Raw genomic sequence first — 17,000 nt, 5'->3', positions numbered from 1 at the left:
AGTTTCCTGAATCAGATTTGCAGGCTGCGGGCGGCGATCAGCTCGCTGGCCAGTCTGTTAATCACGTTGCCGTGGTCTGTCTCTTTCGCTTCTTTCTGGCGTAATTCGATCAATTTAACCGCGCTACCCGTAGGGAAGGCGTCGGCAAGAATTGAGCGAGCGGTGCGGCCATCAAGCATTTCGTACAGCTGATCACGTAGCGCAGCATCTTTCGGCGTGGAGTTCAGCGCCCAGAGTTCTTTAGGGCCAAGGGTATTTTTGAGTATCTGTACCACACGCCCTGTTTTGAGCCGGAATACTGCGAGGAAGTGGGTTCCGCTGCCGTCAGGAGATGCACCCGAGCCGATATACCGGAAAGCCTGAGCCGTATGCGCCGGCACACCAAAATGCTCAGTCAGGAGCGGTAAATCTTCATGACTGACCTGCATCAGGTACAGGCTGTTCGCAGACTTCAGTATTTCGTGCGGGAAGTGGTTCAGGTATTGAGAGCTTAAAACGGTGCGGATAAAGAATTTACGGTTTTCAAGATCCTGAGTAACCAGCTTGTTCATAATGAAGGGGATGTCCTTCGCATTATGCAGCTCGTCGTAGATTTTGGTTTTTACCTCCTGCGCCAGCTGAACAAGACGTTCGTGATGGAAAGGACGGTATGCTTCAGGCAAATGACTCATGAGCTCGTTGCGGTACTGAGGCAGCTCAAAGTGCCCGGCGGCCAGCTGGCCAGCATAGAGATACATAAGACCAGTTTTAACTTGCCCGGCTCGGGTTTTACCACCTACGACATTGTTAAGGTCGATTGCGATAACACGGGTATCCGGATTAAGTTCAAATACCGTTCTGCCGGCAAGCATTTTATAGGAACTTAATGCGTCACCCAGGCAGCGACCAATGTAAGACAGCAGTTTTTCACCACTACCCTGGCGCGTGATCTCTCCATACTGGGATTTGACGTCTTCGTCATTGAGATAAAGCTGCAGGTCGCTCAGCTCAGGCATTGCCTGGTAATGAGCTCTCGTCGCAGCTTTGATCTCTCCTTTCTTAAAAAGCAAATCGCGAACTTCGTACCACGTAGCTTTACTCCACCACGTCTCATCGAATTCGTGACGTATCCCCGTCTTATCCAGGGCTTCGTCTACTTCCGGTTCGAGTGTCTGCGCATAAAATACCGGTTGTTTATCAGCATTAAATTCATAGGCTTTATCAATGACCTTACTGAGAATCTGGCGACAATCCTGAGCATTAGGAGGGATACCAGTCTCCGGATTGACACAGAGAGTTTCGCAAATATTGACCAGATATTCTTTCTCAGGAGTCAGTGGGTATTTCATTCCCAGCTGGACATCAAAAGGGTTTTTGCAATATTCACGGCTGTTTTCCAGAATCAGACCAACCACTTCATGCTTCCGGTGAGATGGAAGGGCGTCACGAATCAGCCTGACCAGCCCCTGCGCCGAGAACCCTTTATCTATGTAAGATAAAAACGGCAGGCTATTTTGGCCGGAAAACAGTATTGCCTCACTCAACGAACCCAGCGCGACAGATTTACCGGTTCCCGGTTCCCCGGCCACGATCTCAGTAAATTTGGTCTGAAGGTTACTCGCAAGTTTGACCGGGAAAGGTTTGCCGTCAGGTGTGCCAAAAATAATGCTGGCATCATCAGCCCAGGGTGTTGCCGGTCGCTGTAATGGCAGAAGCGCCAGTGCTTCTGAAAGTGGAGGAAACATTAATGATGGAATACTCAGCGCATTGGCACCGACCATCGTTGATACCCAGGCGCGAACAGGATCGCCAAATGTATCTGTAACCTCACAAATACCCCATGACTGAAGACCCTTCTTCAGAAGAGTTCTGTTTCGTTTAACAATCTCTTTTGTGCGCCCCCAGGTTGATGCGCAGATAGTCATTACGCATACAGGCTCTGATTTGCCGGCATTTTCGAGCCACTGAACTGAGTTATAGATCGGTCGAATAGGCGGCAGGAGGGCCGCCATACTCAGCACCAGTTTTTTCCCACCCAGGACGTTGAGGCCATTAGGCATCAAATCCATTCGTATACGCCAGGGAAGGGTGCGACTCATTTTGCTGAAAAGCTGGCTGAACGTTTCAGGCTGCTGCGGTCCGAGCGATACGGCTAAAGTTGAGTGCCATAAACCGTCGAGACGGATGAAATCACCTTCAACTTCAGGCTTACTGTTAAACAGCTGGTAATTGAGATGAGGGGCAAGCAGGGAAGAATGATCATCACCTTTCGGCAATCCGTGAGGCCATTTAATGTCTCCGGGCAGAAAAGGTCGCCATGTCGATGAGGTGCTATTTCTCTCTGCTTCCTCACGTAGATGAAAGCCAAGCTCACGGGCATTCATTAACCGAATACGCGTGCCGAAATCACCCTTACCAAACTGGTTTTCCAGGGTGCTGACGAACGTATCGTGGCGGATTTTTAAACCTTCCAGTTCCTGGAATGCCGGATTTTGGCCATAACGGGCACCCGGAGTGTTTTTAAGTATCGTCTCTCTTCTTTTTTCCTCATCTTTTATTTCCGTCGGGGCTAACGCCTCACGCGCGGTGTATACCACCAAAAATGCGCGCTCACGGGCCACAAACGGCACCATTTTTTCAATTCGCTCGTCAAGTATATCGGTTAAATCAAGCCCCATACGTTTGAGTGAGCGATACTGGTGAGCCAGTAGTTTACGCAACTCTTCTTCGGCTTTATCAGGGTCCTTTTCAAAGACAAAGCTCAGCTTATGGCCAACATTCTTGAATTCACTGTTCAGGAGGTTCTGAAGGCGGTCGATGTAATTACTGAACAGGGAGGGATCTCGCTTTTCTTCCTCTGTTAAAGCCTCCTGCTCATTAAACTGGCAGTAGGTCCCCTCTACCTCAAAGACACTGGCGTAATGCCCTTGCTCAGTCAGGAAGATATAGGGGGCGTTCATCTCCGGCCGGCGTTTTTTGTCATCGTCGGTCAGTCCTATGGTCGTGCGTAAGTCGCAGTAGCGGGTGAAGTCATGTCCCAATGCATATCGAGAGGCGTAGGCCAACGCCTCTTCAACGCATTTAAGCGCAGAGACTAAAGGATTTTTCATGGAGTTACTCTCAGGTGGGCGGTCAGGGATGACTGCGATATTCTTTTAGCAGAGATTGCCATGCTGTTGGCTTAACTGCCGGATTTTCAATGTGATCGTTAAAGATGTCGGGGTTTGGAATAAGAGCGATGTGTCTTAATCGCTGTTGTAGCTCTTCTCTTTTCTCCTCGGGAACCTGTATAAGCGCCTGCCCAAACTCTCCTGGGTGACTCGTACCCCAGAAAGACTCTGCTTCTTTTCGATGCTCGATTAGCCAGTGTAGAACTGCTGTGGCTCCCTTTTTCTGGCGATCATCTCCATGCTTTCGCGCAGTGATTACCGTTCTTAACAAGAGACTGAGATCTTCTGGTTTTAGTTCAGGCAGATAAACCATCACACCGTCATTCGCTCCCAAACTGTTAAGACGGCGACTGCACGCACAAATAGGGCAAACAACGCCAAGATTTGCATCAACTTGATTATCCGGATTGCCGTCTCTGAAAAAGAGTGTGTTATGCCGGCTGTAATGCTCGCAGATGACACATTTTCCGCCTGTGAGTCGGTGTGCGCGCTGCGTTAAAACAGGTGAGGGGGCAGCAATATCATGGCCCCAGATTTGTTGACCCACATCGAACGTTTCCTGTTTAACCGGGAATGCTAAACGCAGATATTCCAGATCCATGCGCAGCCATCGCCGGCTGCGTTTAAGTAAAAGCTCTATGAGCTCGTTATCAGCTGTTGAAGAACGTAGCTTCATCAGCTGTTCGGAGAGGTGATTTATTGGCAGAAGATAGATTTCGTTATCGTTACCCTGTGCATCGCGCGTGATCCCGCAGAAATGAAATCCCTCACTAATGGGTTCGACGATTGAACAAAACGCCACATTTTCAGGCGGCTTAATAAGCAGGGAATCCGGCTTATTATCTTTTTCTTCGTCTAAACATGCCTCAATTTCAATGGGGCATATCGTGTATAACCTCTCATGAAGTTTTAGCATTCAGGCAGCTCCGGCAGGAACATCCCTATTTCAGCTACGATTTTTCCCTGACTCTGAACCGGGATTTTATAACCAACACCACCAATTTTCCCCATGACGGCTCTGACTACTTGCTCTGTTACGTCTGTTTCTTGTTTTGTTCCTTTTTCGGCAGCGTAAATACGATCATGGGCTTCTGAATAATAAATTTCGATGTTCATGGGTAAGGGTATTCCTCCGGATTAGTGAGCAAAGCTCCGGCGCACGGCCGGAGCGATAGTTTCAGGATTTAGCCGACGTCTACTGGATTCAGCTTGATAGTCGTTTGACCTTTTTTGATGAACTGGTCGAGGGCAATCATGACGAAGCCTGCACCCATGAAGGTCAGTACCCATCCCCAACCAATTTGAGGATTTTTCTTTTTAGCAACCCAAAGACATACCCCAATTGCCACGCATCCAATCCCACCGAACTTGGAAAGTTTGAGGATACTTTTTCCTGAGCCATCTGCGCTTTCCGCCACACCATCAAACATGCCGAAAAGATCATCGTCTGCATACGCAGGTAAAGTCAGCGGCCCAAGCAATAATGTAAGGACCGCTCCTAATCGTGCGCGCAGTGAAGACAGCGCCATCAGGATGCGAACGGAAACGAACAGTGTGAAATTACGCATTATTACTACCTCTTTGTTGTTGAATTAATTCCAGGTTAAACCCAGTGTTTTTTGCAGTGCATTAAGTAGTTCGGGATTACACGCCAGCAGGATGCCAACAACTCCCATAACTATTCCGGTGGAAACATCTTCACGGGCTGACAAGCCGGTATGGCCATCAACCAGGGACCTTCTGGCTCGTCTGATGCCCATATAAAAAAATAAAACCCCGACCACACGCAGAAGCGTTAAGACGGCATCGATGGCCAGTTTCGCCTGCCCCATAGATTCGGGGGCATAGGCGATGGCATCGAATGACACATCTCCGAAACTCAGCGTGTGAGCCGCTTTGTTCATCATTTGCTGCATGGCGATGAGAGCACCGCCCAGACAAAATGACGCCAGGGCTTTCATGCCGTTTGCCGGCTTACCGCTGCGGGAGCGCTTGACGACCGATACCAGGGTGCCCAGACAGCCCAGGGCGCCAAAAAATAACCCCAGTGCCAGAATGAGACGTATGCCGCTGGTCTTTAGGTTGTCAGCTACGTGGACCAGGATTTGGATAGCGTCCATCAATCCCCCTGGCGAATTACGCCTTTACTGGTTACGACGATTCGACGCTCAGCATCAATGCTGCGGATTGTCAGGCCATTTACCTGATCCCCGGGCTGGACGGACCATGTACTACCGTTATGGGTTATCCAGGCCATCCCCGGATATACGGTGTTAATGCGCCAGCCTTTCAGGCCGCTACTGCCGGCTGCTGATACGTTTTTCACGCGGCGAGCGGTCGTAGTGGCGGTGCCCTTCTGAGGTGAAGCCGCCTGCTTTGTACTGAGGCTATTTAACTTTGCCTCGATATCAGCCAGGCGTTTTTCGCTATCCCTTACCCTGTCATTCAGGAGTGTTATTGCCTGCCGGTTTGCTTCGCCGTACTCCTTAAGCTCACTGACCTTCTTGTTATCGAAGGACCCTGTCGTTCCGGTAAGCTCCCGATCACTGTCTTCAGGCAGTGGCTGGGATGGCATTGGCTCTGTCAATTCATCAGGAGCGGGTGAATTCAGATCGCTGTCCTGTTTACCAGGGGCAGTGAGCTCTTGCCCTGCTTTCACCTCCTGCTGAGCAGGTGTGGGTGGATCAGGAATAAGCGCCCGGGCTGGCGGTTCATCTGGCCAAAACGCATACGCCAGAAGTGCAATCACGGCAGCGCCGGCAAGCAGTAGCGTTTTAAGGTCATAACCCCACAGCCCCCATTTAGGCGCTGCAGGTACTTCTTTTGCTGGCGTCTTGTCTGACTGGGGCTCTCTCTCATTTTCGGGAATTGCAGTAACTTCAGGTAATGCGGAATCCTCCGGCTCCAGGTCCGGATCAAAAAAACTATCTTTCATGATGGTCCCTTAGGGTTGAGCTGCAGGCAGTAAGGACCCAGCTGAGGGCTGGCGAGTACCTGTGTTTGTGCTGGTTGGAGTAGAGTTGGTGACTCGGTCGTTTTCAGTCACAGCTGACATGAAAAGAAGCGCTACAGGTTGGCCACGATCGACTATCACCTGCTTCACAGGTAACTTCTGAGCATCGTTTGCGATCACCTGGCCTGCCTGTTGAGCTGCACCACCTAAAATGGTACCGGCGACAGCTTCACCATTTGGCATGCCAACACGGCCCTCGATTTGGCTGTAATTATTACTCAGTATCTGAGTGTTGGCGCTGGCATAGAGCTGGCCACCAAGCCCAAGACCATGAGCGATTGCCGGCAATATAACTCGGGTGCCGTATCGATTATTCACGCTCGAGGCAACGGAGGATCGGAGCGTATCAGGCATAGCTGCCGAAATATCGACGCGCCATGTGTCTCCGTTCCAGTTCATCTGGGTGAAATGGATCTTAACCCCGTCTCCTGCAAGCTGAATTCCTCTGGCCACCAACTGAGCCCCTTGATAAGGACCGGCCGGAATATGAGCCAGTACATCCGAATTGGTATTGTCGGAGTCAATCTCAGTATCAATCACCGCACCGGGGCGGCTTCCCATGGGGATTAAAACGCGATTAGCATTCTGGCCAGAGTTGTAAGATGCCGGCTGCACAGTTACTGGTGCCAGACTTTCAGTCCATCCTGAATAGGCGTTAACGGCTCTGCTCTCTCCGGCATTTCCCGCCTGTGCCCCTGCGGTTACGGTCATATTGCCGGCGACACCTGCCAGTTCGCCCGTGGGAGCAACCCGCTGTGCTACGAGTTCTTTCAACAAGGCCTCAAGTGCTTTTTTACGATCAGGGTCAAGACTTTGCTGGGGCACATGTTGCTGCTGAGCATACTGAGCTTCTGGAGCTGGCTTAGGCACGGGCGGCGGAGCTGGGGTCGCATCTATTGGGGGAACCTGACGTACAGTGCCGGAACCAATTGATGCAATGAAGCTGGAGTTTGCGGCCTGGGCCTGTTTTGCCCCAGCTTCGTTGTTCTCACGAAGAATTTTATGGTACTGCGGCGTTTCCGGAGCTGCTTTTCCTGAACCGCCTGCAGCTTTATCCACGTTGATTTTGGATACCGACTGTGGTGCGCTCATCCACGAAACCAACAGGAACCCAACCGCAAGTATCACAAAAATAACAGTGACGAAGATAATGCCGGTTTTTTTGACGTCCCGGCCGACGTCTTTATCTGCTCCCATAATTACTCCAGAGAAATTGATAAATAGACAGTTTTGCCGGCGCGGGAAAAGGCAACCTCAGGCGTGAGAGGTAATTTATAGAGCCAGGTTCCATCGCCGGAAGCCTGTGTCAGCTCAAATTCATCGCGAATTTCGCTGCGTGTGCGGATATAGAGATCGTCACCCATCTGCCATACCTGTGTATCAGGTAACTCACCCTGTGTTTTTAGCCGGCGCGCTTCTTTTGGTGGCACGCCGTCGAGAAACGCCTGAAGTGTTGGATTATTCAGGCCAATTTTCGTCTGTCCGGTAGGAAGTTTTTTAGCCTGTGGCCCGCGCTGAGGGATACGAAGATCCAGACGACTGTCTATTACGCGTGATTTCGCCTGGTTGCTGGCCTCACCGCTGTTCAGGTCGATAATTATCGGTACCGCCAGACCTTTCAAATAGACCGTTACATTTCCACGATCATATAAACGTTTGGCCTGTACGGTCATCACACTACTTTCAGGAATGAAATTGACCGCAAAACCCGTTGAATTCCCGTTGTAAGGCGGGGCAGCCAGTGGCCAGGGCGCGCCAGTGTTGTCAGTGAACATGACTGTACTGGCCTGAAATGTTGTGGTCCTTAACACAGGTAAAGAAGCGCCGGGTGACAGGTTAATGGTTAGTGTTGAGATCCGGGGGACGATATCAGCAGCCTGCCAGGCGCGGCCACGACTAGCACCGTCCATGACTTCACCAACCATTTCAATCCCCTGCTGATCCCCTAGTGGATTAGCCTGGCTCATTGCCCAGGCTTGAGCTGAGGTAGGGGGGGCTGGCGGCGCGGACTGTCGAAGAGGTGCTGTTATATCTGTCTGAACGTTTTCCTGCGGTGGCTGGTTGTTGGTCTGGGCTGTTGGTGTTGTTGGCGCAGGTGCAGCTGGTAACTCGGTTGTCGGGGTGTTTCCTGTTTGGGCTGGGGCCCAGTCAGCGGCAAGCGCAGGTGCAGCTGATAGCGCGATCGCTACAGCCGGAATAATCAAATATTTCATTTTTTTACCTGAATAAAGTTAGCCAGCGTCTCGGGTGATAATTGACACTGCTTCAATACCCTCTGGCTTGAGCGAGACATCCGTGCGCTGGATGCGAACGATGAAGATGAAGTTTTGCGAAGGTAAGCTTCTGGTTTGACCGTCAAGGCTCAGAGTGACCGGGTACTGAATATCCCACATATACGGTCCGTTTTTGCTTTCCTGGCCACGCCGGTAAATCATCCCTTTGCGGGTGACGTTTGCAGACATCAGCATTTTTTCAGTTTTCACCTTGGAGAACAGATTCGAATTCGTCAGCGCGTTGTAGTAGCTGGCGAAACCTTCCTCAGAGAATTTCTGTTGCTGATCGCTTATTTGCGTCCGGTAGTTCTTAAAGTCGAGCTGGAACGCTGAACGTATGAGCTTATCGCCAAAGTCGATTACATCGTCATCTTTGTAAGCAGGCTCATCAGTGGGAACCTGCTTCAAAACGCTACCCTTATTGGTCGCAAAGTATTTTGTGGGCGGGTTAGCCACCTTGTAGACCAGCCAGGCGTTAACAGGAAACTGGAGAGCGCTTACCGTACAGGCGATAAGCGCAACCTGGAGTGCTTTCCGGGCGAAGCCAGCGTTAAGCATGTTTTTTTGCTGTAACTCCAGTGCATCCATAAATGGAATCATCGAGTCGTCAGATTTGCGCTGGGCTTCATCTACCACAGGAGAAGCCTCCTTTTGGGAGGCTGATTTCTTTTTCATTTCTGCGTGTCTTCCATCAGTTCAGGGATATGAAGGATGATGAGCCTGTCCCTGAATCACCTGCAGCTGGTTGCGGTGTTGCCTGCAGCTGAACGGCAGAACGGGACTGAGTGGCCGGGATGTATGAGCTGTAAGACGATAAACTTGCAGTTGAAGGCAAATCACCCCATGGGTCGATTGTTGAGGGAACATAGTCATTAATTTTATCGCGCGCTGCAGAGCAAATTTTCTGGCCGATCTGGTTTAAGGCATCGGCCAGATTGGGGAATGTTGGCGCTGTAATCGTCGTTGAAATATTTCCCAGGCAATCCCCGAGTGATGCGGAAACATTATTTTGCCGCTGCGACCATGCCTCGGCTGCTTCTTTAGCCCGGTTGTAACCGGCCTGACTTCCTGCCTGCGCAGCAGTACCCGCTCTGCAGGACGCTGCATCAGCAAAAGGGATGCACGCCAGGCAGATTAATGTGGATAAAAGGGTGCGACGTATGTTGTGCATGATGACCTCACATCGGTTGTGGTTGAATAGCCGGCTTAGCCTGTACATGAGGTGTCTGAACCGGCTCCTCGGATTTAGGTGGCGCATATGCCTGCGAGAAACCCAGTTTGCTGTGCAGTGCCGGCGGGATCTTTTCTGGAGATATCAGGGGAACCGCAAATTTGTGCTCGTCCTTGCCCTTCATCTGAAATGCAAAAGTGTCGTAGTTCACTTCCGCGTTCCTGAGCGTGTTAACTGCTGAAGCGTGGCCAATCAGCTGGAGTTTGCCGTTGTCCTGTACGCTGTTTAAGGCAAGATACGTATTGCCTTTCTCTGTCGTGCAGATTCGCGCAAGGACATTTTTCAATTCACCTTCATGACGAATAACCCCCTGCAGATAATCCCCGTGGCCTTTCACCAGATGAGCCAGTAGTTCACCCTTATCATCCAGCGCCGCCATTACTACAGAACCCGCAGCTTTAGAATGATTCGGTACGGGGGCGTTTACTGGCGGTACCTCAGGCGCAATCTGACCCTTTCCATCAGGACTGGTGTAGAGCAACCCGTGTCCGCTGGGTGCAGGTGCAGAAAGTGGCAGATTGTTATTCTGAATAATCTGCTGCTGCAGTTTCCAGAACGCATTGCCGTCGTAAGCGGCCAGTTCCGCCGGTGCCACTGCATGCTTGTCAGCTACCAGGAGTTGGTTGTCGAGGGCGGGGGTTACTGTCCAGTGGTTACGATGCGTATCAAGTCGTTCAAAACCTGTCACATTGCCATCGGCATCTTTCACCGGCACATTGACGGTGACGGCCTTCTTCCCGAGATACTGCAGTTTGACCATATCGCCAGGCTGATTACCGCTGTCCTTTAACGCCTGCTCCAGCTCGACGCCCCAGTACGTTTTGTTGCCGCTTTTGGTACGCATCTGCACGTAAAAGCTTTCGGAGTTTGATTTATCAAACTTATACGGTGCCTTTCCGGCATCGAGCAGTTTTCCAGTCAGGCCTGTGCGCAAGGTTTCTTTATCCAGGACGCTTAATTCCGGTGTGACTGCCTGCTCCGTTGCTTCTTTCGGCCTGGCACTACTATCCGATACTGCTGGTTCCGCTACACCAGGACCAGGTGCCGGCGATACAGGCGCTGAGGTTTCAGGACCTGATTCAGGACCGATATTCAGACCATTTTGTGGGACGGTATTCTCGACCCGGGCTTTCAGTAGCGCCTCAAATTGCTCTCGCTGCTGAGGATTTTTGAAATGGACATCGATGTTGTGATCAGCGATCAGCCCCATAGTTCGCTGAATAAATTCGTCACTGCCCGTAATTTCAACTGCACCACGTTGATTCGCTTTGGCTGAAAGGAGCGCCGCGAGGATCATTCGGTCATTCTCGCTGGCTTCGGGAGTGGCCATTACAATGCGGTCGCCGTAATCGCGGAAAGCATCCTGTCCATCGAGCGAATAAATCCAGGTTCTGCCTTCCTGACGGCTTGTCAGCCCCTGAAGCAGCTCATCAAGATTTATCAGAGGTGTAGGGTCATCGCCCGGGCTGATATCACCCGCATGGCGCCCAAAGGTAAAGTTAAACCCATTTTCGGCTGCCGCTGGTTCACTGTCGCCGGCGGGCGCCATAATCTCAGGCTCAGTGGTATCAGAATTCACAGGCTCGTCTGATACAGGTTCTTTCGGTTTAACGACTGGCTCTGTTTCTGAAGCTTCAACCACACCTGGTGTGGGCATCTGTACAGGCTCTTCTGGTGCAGGCTCAGGAGCGAGTGGCTGAAGAGGTTCAACAACCTCTTCAGGTTGCACCGGCTTATCAATCAGTTCGACTTCCGGTTTGGGCTGTTCAGCATCAGGAACAGGTACATGGCCGTTATGCTCAGAGAGCTGCGCTGTTGATTCTGGCGAGGTCTCTGCTGCCGGCGATACCGTAACTGCATCCGCGGTCAGGCCTGGTTCAGTAACAGGTTCTGCGTGGGTGTTACCAGGAATGCTGTCTTCTGGTACAGGGCTGGCAGGCGCCTGGCTCATGAAGTCTGCATATTCTGAAAGGTCTACCTCTTCTTGTGCAGGACCAGCGTCATGCTCTGTTGGTGGCTCCGGTAAGATTTGATTGTCTGGCATAGAGTTATTCTCATTAAAGGCCTGACGCCAGTCAGGAAGCAACGGGTCGAGCACAGGCGCAAGTTGATCGCGAACGGCATCGATACCGCGGGAGGCGTGAATGTCATTAAAATCACTGAATGAACCTGCGCCGGCAAAAGCAAGGGCACGTTCGCTTTCGGTGAACTGCGGGATGATGTAAGTGCCACCGATAGCTTCTGCGGCCTCGCGGGCTTTATTGAGGCCTTTGTTATCATCTTTTGTGAAGTCATCTTCACCTAAAATGATGTGCGCAGAATCGGGATACAATTCACTAAGCTTGCGTGACACTGTCACCATGTTGCCGGCGTCAACCGTCATTATTACCGGCATACCGGTGGCCTGATGGAGGCTTGCTGCGGTGGCATATCCTTCTGCGTAAAGAAGAGGCACTTGCGGATTCAGCTCCCCCCCAACGACAAAGTAATTTCCTGTCTTCTCAGCACCCTTCTTCAGGTTTTTTGTGCCGTCCGGTTTGATGTACTGCAGCGACCGCAGCTCGCTATCTGTGTTACGAAGTGGAATGACAAGGTTATCGTACTTATCCAGCTTTACCCCTGCACTGGCGGTAACCCCTTTGCGGGCAAGATACGCATGTGTGTCTGGCGCATCTGGCATTTTCGACCACTGGCTCGAGAGTGTTTTAGCGATACGAGCATAATCATCATGCGCTTTAATCTCTCTGTCCCAGCGCTTCTGTGCAGCGAGTGCCCGCTGTTTGATGGCTTCTACCGGGTCATACTGGTATGTACCCGTCGAGGTCCAGTTTACTTTTCCCTCACTGGAGCGATGATTCTGGTACCAGCCAGCAGGGCGGCCATCCAGATAACCCTGGTAGATACCAGATTTGGTCCCAGGTTTATCTCCCTCCGTTGCGACCCTGTGCCGTTTTCCGTCCATTTCCGGCAAACCGTTATCCGGAAGAATAAAACCGGCATCCTCCAGTTTCTGGGCGAACTCTTCTGCAGGCGATAAATTTTCGGTGACAGTATTGGATTGTCCTGTAACGATATTTTCAGGTAGCCAGGCCTTAACTTTTTCAAGATCTGCCTCGGCTTTCGCAAACCATACTTTTTGCGATCTGTCATATTCGAGAGCGTAATCTCCGTTAGGAAGCCGGCCTGCAGCGCGAAGGGCTTCCTTTTTTGCTTCCTTGGTAATGGCCAGGTAAGTACGTTTTTGCATTGTTTTGTTCCTCGTTACTCAAAGAACTTGCGGTACCACCACGGACGACCCGTCAGTCGAAGGCCCCGCAGTAGGCGGAGAAGGCGTTGCCACAAAATGGTGATGGTGAAACCGAAGAAGGAGAGGATGCGGAAAAAAATAATGATGCCGGTGACGATGTAGAACGTTGTTGTTTCTGGCCACTGAAACCATGCGGCATACAATGAGAAGAGAACGACCGGCACACCCGCAATTTCAAGCCGTCGCCCTGCGTCTCGCCATTGGCTGGTTTTCACATCGCTGCCCTCCTGTCTAATTCACGTTGGGAAATGACAGTGAGTAGCTCTTTTTCGTTGATACGCCCACTCTCAAAAAGAGCCCAGGCTTTATCACTCATTCGTTCACCGCGCTCACTCAGGTGGTTATCGATCCACGTACGCCACTGAGTATGTTTCAACTTACCGAGTTCGATTTTTACTTCATCATCGAAAACGAGATATTCCCTTATCGACTGGCGTTTGCCGTCTGTTGTCCGGAGCAGGCGTTGGGTAACGACATACCGCAGGTTACTGAGTAAATTCCATGCCATCGCTTCACGCTGATTCTCAGGTACCAGCATCAGTGCGCGGGGAATTGTTTCGCCAGGAGAGTTCGTGTGCATAGTGGACAAACAGAAGTGCCCTGACTGTCCATTCACAATAGCGCCGCTCAGTGTCTCCAGGTCACGAATTTCACCTACGCCAATCACGCCAGGCGCGCGGCGCAAGGTCAGTCGAAGATGTTCCGCGAATGACGCTACGTCCCGGCCTATTTGTGACTGTTCAGGCATCAGTATCGCTTTGGGAAAATTCAGCAGGAACTCGATTGGGTCTTCAGCTGTGACTATCTTACGGTCGGGATCGTTATGAGCGATATATTGATAAATCGACGCCATAAGGGTGGATTTACCTGACCCGGTTTCGCCGGTGATCAAAGCAAGCCCATTGTGAGGCATCAGACAAGGCAGCAAATCATCTTCAAGCCCCAACGTGTCGAGCTCCGGTATGACCGTTGGGATCGTCCTTAGAGTCAGTGCCGGTACCGTGTCGTAATCGCCGATCGTTGCCTGGACAAAATTACAGCGAAAGCGCTGGCTTTCACCGCGTTCCAGTCCGTAGCGCTTATACATATCGCCGGTCAGCTGCAGTGCTCTATCAACCCCTTTTCCCGCCTTCAGGTCGCCCTTGATCTGCTCCGAAAACACGTCATCCATTAACCGGGTTAACTGAGGTGGTTCAATACGAAACTCGCTGGCGCGAATTTTGCGGCCATGCAAATCCACAACCAACGGTCCGCCACCTTGCAGAAAAATATCGGACACGTTGTTTTTGGCGCAATGGACGAGAAATGATCTCAGACCATCTCCCGTAATGCCGCCATGCGCATGGAAGTCGAATGAAGGGAATGTCATTGTGGTTCCTTACGAACTGAGGGCTTCCAGCGGTTTTTATCAACAACAAAACCAGCCGGGTCCTGAATGCGTTTCACTTTGTCACCGATCATCAACTCATCCCTGGTGCCGGTTACACTTTGCTGAGTTTCTTTGATGTCTGGTGCCTGGATAATGCCCTGCTGAAGAAGCGTGGAGTAACGGAGCATGCCGGTGTAATCGCGGGTAAGACGGTTAAAGTTTGCTTCCAGCGCGCGATCTGCGCTTTGGCGTCCTTCTTCCCACCCCTTGCGAATCGCTTCCTCCCACACGGCTTTCTCTTTGCTGTTTTTTGGCCGAACCGCAGCATCCGGGGCATCAATGCGTTTACCTGAAAGTCCCAGTAAAAGGTATGAACGCCAGCCGGGAGGGTTGCTAACGAACCGAGCCGGGACAATGATGTTGTATGTTCTGTAAGCCGTACGGATTTGATCTGCAGTGATATGTGCAAGGTCGGTTGATGTTGCGATGACCGGTGGTAAGTATCCCTGGCGACTTATCAGAGGACGAAAGTCATAAGTTTTACTCAGGATATCGTCCCTTGTGATAAGAGCCTGCCTGAGTTCGTATGAACGTTGCGCCTTTCCGCCCTGGAATCCGATCGTTCGGCCGGCATCATTCAGCATCTGCCACACGGTTTCGCTGAGGCCATTGAAATCGTTTATCTCAGGATTCAAATAAGAGGAAATATCTCCGGGAGGAGCATCCATCTCATCTGCATAAGCCGACAAAGCACAGAACAGCATAAGGCCTGCCAGTGCGAATTGTTTCATGCGAGACGACCCCCTTTATCCGGGAGCGTAAAGTAAAGCCGTAACTCAACGCCTTCCTGAACTAATTTTGCTCGCCAGCCAGTCTGGACACGAACGAGATCGAGGACCTGCTCAAACGTCATATTATTCACATGCACATTGACAGGAAGCGGCAGCCGGGTGCCGGTATAGACAAATCGATAACCACGTTGTTTGGCGAGGGTATTTAACAACTCAACTGCATCACCATCCCATTCAATGCTGATTCGTTGACTATTGGCAGTTATTCCATTTCCTAACTGGAAGGCTTTCTGATTAATGGCGCCAGACTTCAATAATGTCGTCATACCTGCCTGACTGGCGTTGGCATTGGCTTGTAAATTACTGTTTGGGATGGCTGGTTTGCAATCAACCTCAGAGGCTGTTTGACAACCAGCAAGCAACAGAGGCAGCAGCGCCGCGAGTACGTGTCGTTTCATAGGTCATTCTCGAGAAAATGATGAATAGAGCCGAACAAACCGGCCGGGTGGAATATAAAGGGTTAGAGTTTGGAATGATGATTAAAGAAGCCGGCTGGCGCCAGCTTCGAGTTAGACTGGAGAAATAACGGTATACGTATGGTCATCCGGTATTATGTTGCTAGGGAAAGGTATGAAATGCCCTTGTTTTAATCGGATGGCCAGCTCTCTCAGAAGCGCTGATGAAGCATAAGATACCGTTTCTTCGTACGTTTTTCCGATTACGTTAAGTTCCTCAAAATCAGGGAAATGTAGCTCAACCGTGCCATTTTCAAAGCAGGAAACTTTTGCTGGGTATGGCATAAAGAGGTCAGGTGTATTTCCTTTTTTCTTTCTCGTGTTTAGTTTCTTGACTAAATACGTTGTCTTAATATGTGCATATCTTTTAAGCATGGTAAGAGTTCTGTGTCCTGAGATAGCACTTATTTCTAAATCCGTTAGCGTCCCTAATTCGTAGAAACGCGAAATAGCTTCATGTCTTAAGTCGTGAAAGTGCAAATCTTCTATTTCTAAACTTAAAACAGCTTTGCGCCAGGCTGATTTGAAACCGTTCGAAGAGTATGAAAATACCGTTTCCCGCTCTGATATAAACGGCGTCATTGTTTTAAGGATGTCTCTTGCCCTTTTTGTAAAAGGTACAGTTCGGGCGTGACCGTTTTTTGTCTCAGGAAGGAATGCTTGGCTGTAATCAGAGCTGATATTAGCCCATTTTAGAGAAAGAATTTCACCTTGGCGCATCGCTGTTTCCAGGGCTAACTGAAATATGCAATACAACTCCGTACTCTTATTCCTAAAATAATCATTAAGCTGCCTTTCTTCTTTTTTGGATAATCGGCGTTCGCGCCCGGGTGATGGTTTAGGTTTACGTACAAGCTCAACTGGGTTACTTCGACAGGTTCCCCATTCAATACGGGCAATGCTAAACAAATTTGACAGCAATGCCATCTCTAACCGCACAGTATTGCCGCTTATGCGCTTACCTGTTTTCGGATTTACATCTGATAATCGCTTATCCCTATAATCCGCAATATCTACTGATGATATTTTATCCATCATCATTTGAGCCAGTGGTTGTCTTTTTATTACATTGACCCGATAAAATTCTTGGGATGCACCTCGTTTATAGCGTGATACCGTTTCATAATATTTATCCAACGCCGTGGATAGTTGCATGTTTTTTAGGCGTTTTCTCAGCATGTGTTTACCCCAAAAGCTGGGAATCATAGTTCCGCTATTATTTCTGTCAATCCGGTGTGTGGTCAGGTGCGTCAAAAATAAAAATGCAGACTATATATGGCGAAACATCATGCGTGAATCACGCAACTATTTATGCCTATTGTCCAACGGGAACAGTGGCTATTGGAGGTTCA

Annotated in this window: 16 protein-coding genes; all 16 read right to left on the bottom strand. The window is 50.3% G+C overall.

What is annotated here, in order from left to right:
- Positions 1-11: 11 nt before the first annotated feature.
- On the bottom strand, positions 12-3,089 hold the full coding sequence (locus tag AC0TOY_RS00950) for a hypothetical protein (RefSeq protein WP_063434111.1): 3,078 nt from the start codon (positions 3,087-3,089) through the stop codon (positions 12-14).
- Between the two features lie 22 nt (positions 3,090-3,111).
- Entirely contained in the window at positions 3,112-4,065 is a 954-nt protein-coding gene (locus AC0TOY_RS00945) for a hypothetical protein (protein ID WP_196106705.1), read from the bottom strand.
- The gene (locus tag AC0TOY_RS00940) at positions 4,059-4,265 is read right to left on the bottom strand and encodes a hypothetical protein (RefSeq protein WP_196106704.1); all 207 of its coding nucleotides are present in this window, start codon (positions 4,263-4,265) and stop codon (positions 4,059-4,061) included. Before AC0TOY_RS00940 ends, AC0TOY_RS00945 begins: the two co-directional genes overlap by 7 nt.
- A 68-nt stretch (positions 4,266-4,333) precedes the next feature.
- Positions 4,334-4,717: a DUF6750 family protein gene (locus tag AC0TOY_RS00935; RefSeq protein WP_043139501.1), complete on the bottom strand. Its 384-nt coding sequence runs from the start codon at positions 4,715-4,717 to the stop codon at positions 4,334-4,336.
- 24 nt (positions 4,718-4,741) lie between these two features.
- On the bottom strand, positions 4,742-5,269 hold the full coding sequence (gene traQ, locus AC0TOY_RS00930; protein WP_043139498.1) for a conjugal transfer protein TraQ: 528 nt from the start codon (positions 5,267-5,269) through the stop codon (positions 4,742-4,744).
- Positions 5,269-6,084: a hypothetical protein gene (locus tag AC0TOY_RS00925; RefSeq protein ID WP_196106703.1), complete on the bottom strand. Its 816-nt coding sequence runs from the start codon at positions 6,082-6,084 to the stop codon at positions 5,269-5,271. The genes traQ and AC0TOY_RS00925 overlap by 1 nt, the downstream gene beginning before the upstream one ends.
- Before the next feature lie 9 nt (positions 6,085-6,093).
- Positions 6,094-7,359 (bottom strand): conjugal transfer protein TraO, encoded by a 1,266-nt coding sequence (gene traO / locus AC0TOY_RS00920; protein ID WP_196106702.1) that lies wholly within the window; start codon positions 7,357-7,359, stop codon positions 6,094-6,096.
- A gap of 2 nt (positions 7,360-7,361) precedes the next feature.
- Complete coding sequence (locus AC0TOY_RS00915) at positions 7,362-8,375, bottom strand: DotH/IcmK family type IV secretion protein (RefSeq protein ID WP_072008255.1); 1,014 nt, start codon at positions 8,373-8,375, stop codon at positions 7,362-7,364.
- A gap of 18 nt (positions 8,376-8,393) precedes the next feature.
- The gene (locus AC0TOY_RS00910; RefSeq protein WP_196106701.1) at positions 8,394-9,110 is read right to left on the bottom strand and encodes a DotI/IcmL/TraM family protein; all 717 of its coding nucleotides are present in this window, start codon (positions 9,108-9,110) and stop codon (positions 8,394-8,396) included.
- 16 nt (positions 9,111-9,126) lie between these two features.
- Positions 9,127-9,606, bottom strand: a complete 480-nt coding sequence (locus tag AC0TOY_RS00905; RefSeq protein ID WP_072008254.1) for a hypothetical protein — start codon at positions 9,604-9,606, stop codon at positions 9,127-9,129.
- 7 nt (positions 9,607-9,613) lie between these two features.
- Entirely contained in the window at positions 9,614-12,913 is a 3,300-nt protein-coding gene (locus AC0TOY_RS00900) for an LPD7 domain-containing protein (RefSeq protein ID WP_196106700.1), read from the bottom strand.
- 14 nt (positions 12,914-12,927) lie between these two features.
- A complete protein-coding gene (gene icmT, locus AC0TOY_RS00895; protein ID WP_192984854.1) occupies positions 12,928-13,188 on the bottom strand; it encodes an IcmT/TraK family protein in 261 nt (86 codons plus the stop codon).
- Positions 13,185-14,342 carry a plasmid transfer ATPase TraJ gene (gene traJ / locus AC0TOY_RS00890; RefSeq protein ID WP_196106699.1) on the bottom strand — a complete coding sequence of 386 codons (1,158 nt, stop codon included), beginning with the start codon at positions 14,340-14,342 and terminating at the stop codon, positions 13,185-13,187. The genes icmT and traJ overlap by 4 nt, the downstream gene beginning before the upstream one ends.
- Positions 14,339-15,133 carry a type IV secretory system conjugative DNA transfer family protein gene (locus tag AC0TOY_RS00885; protein WP_043139477.1) on the bottom strand — a complete coding sequence of 265 codons (795 nt, stop codon included), beginning with the start codon at positions 15,131-15,133 and terminating at the stop codon, positions 14,339-14,341. Before AC0TOY_RS00885 ends, traJ begins: the two co-directional genes overlap by 4 nt.
- On the bottom strand, positions 15,130-15,591 hold the full coding sequence (locus AC0TOY_RS00880; protein ID WP_196106698.1) for a DotD/TraH family lipoprotein: 462 nt from the start codon (positions 15,589-15,591) through the stop codon (positions 15,130-15,132). Before AC0TOY_RS00880 ends, AC0TOY_RS00885 begins: the two co-directional genes overlap by 4 nt.
- 111 nt (positions 15,592-15,702) lie before the next feature.
- The gene (locus AC0TOY_RS00875) at positions 15,703-16,827 is read right to left on the bottom strand and encodes a tyrosine-type recombinase/integrase (protein WP_196106697.1); all 1,125 of its coding nucleotides are present in this window, start codon (positions 16,825-16,827) and stop codon (positions 15,703-15,705) included.
- Positions 16,828-17,000 lie beyond the last annotated feature (173 nt).

It is taken from the genome of Enterobacter sp. PL_is379, from assembly GCF_055817355.1.
The sequence above is the reverse complement of the archived record's forward strand: the minus strand, read 5'-3'. Positions and strand labels throughout refer to the sequence as shown.

Bases quoted from the DNA above. Each gene is read 5' to 3' on its own strand.
- traJ (WP_196106699.1), bottom strand. From the start codon at position 14,342: ATGACATTCCCTTCATTCGACTTCCATGCGCATGGCGGCATTACGGGA.
- AC0TOY_RS00940 (WP_196106704.1), bottom strand. From the start codon at position 4,265: ATGAACATCGAAATTTATTATTCAGAAGCCCATGATCGTATTTACGCT.
- AC0TOY_RS00925 (WP_196106703.1), bottom strand. From the start codon at position 6,084: ATGAAAGATAGTTTTTTTGATCCGGACCTGGAGCCGGAGGATTCCGCA.
- AC0TOY_RS00900 (WP_196106700.1), bottom strand. From the start codon at position 12,913: ATGCAAAAACGTACTTACCTGGCCATTACCAAGGAAGCAAAAAAGGAA.
- AC0TOY_RS00875 (WP_196106697.1), bottom strand. From the start codon at position 16,827: ATGCTGAGAAAACGCCTAAAAAACATGCAACTATCCACGGCGTTGGAT.
- AC0TOY_RS00950 (WP_063434111.1), bottom strand. From the start codon at position 3,089: ATGAAAAATCCTTTAGTCTCTGCGCTTAAATGCGTTGAAGAGGCGTTG.
- AC0TOY_RS00905 (WP_072008254.1), bottom strand. From the start codon at position 9,606: ATGCACAACATACGTCGCACCCTTTTATCCACATTAATCTGCCTGGCG.
- AC0TOY_RS00915 (WP_072008255.1), bottom strand. From the start codon at position 8,375: ATGAAATATTTGATTATTCCGGCTGTAGCGATCGCGCTATCAGCTGCA.
- traO (WP_196106702.1), bottom strand. From the start codon at position 7,359: ATGGGAGCAGATAAAGACGTCGGCCGGGACGTCAAAAAAACCGGCATT.
- AC0TOY_RS00945 (WP_196106705.1), bottom strand. From the start codon at position 4,065: ATGCTAAAACTTCATGAGAGGTTATACACGATATGCCCCATTGAAATT.
- AC0TOY_RS00910 (WP_196106701.1), bottom strand. From the start codon at position 9,110: ATGAAAAAGAAATCAGCCTCCCAAAAGGAGGCTTCTCCTGTGGTAGAT.
- AC0TOY_RS00935 (WP_043139501.1), bottom strand. From the start codon at position 4,717: ATGCGTAATTTCACACTGTTCGTTTCCGTTCGCATCCTGATGGCGCTG.
- AC0TOY_RS00880 (WP_196106698.1), bottom strand. From the start codon at position 15,591: ATGAAACGACACGTACTCGCGGCGCTGCTGCCTCTGTTGCTTGCTGGT.
- AC0TOY_RS00885 (WP_043139477.1), bottom strand. From the start codon at position 15,133: ATGAAACAATTCGCACTGGCAGGCCTTATGCTGTTCTGTGCTTTGTCG.
- traQ (WP_043139498.1), bottom strand. From the start codon at position 5,269: ATGGACGCTATCCAAATCCTGGTCCACGTAGCTGACAACCTAAAGACC.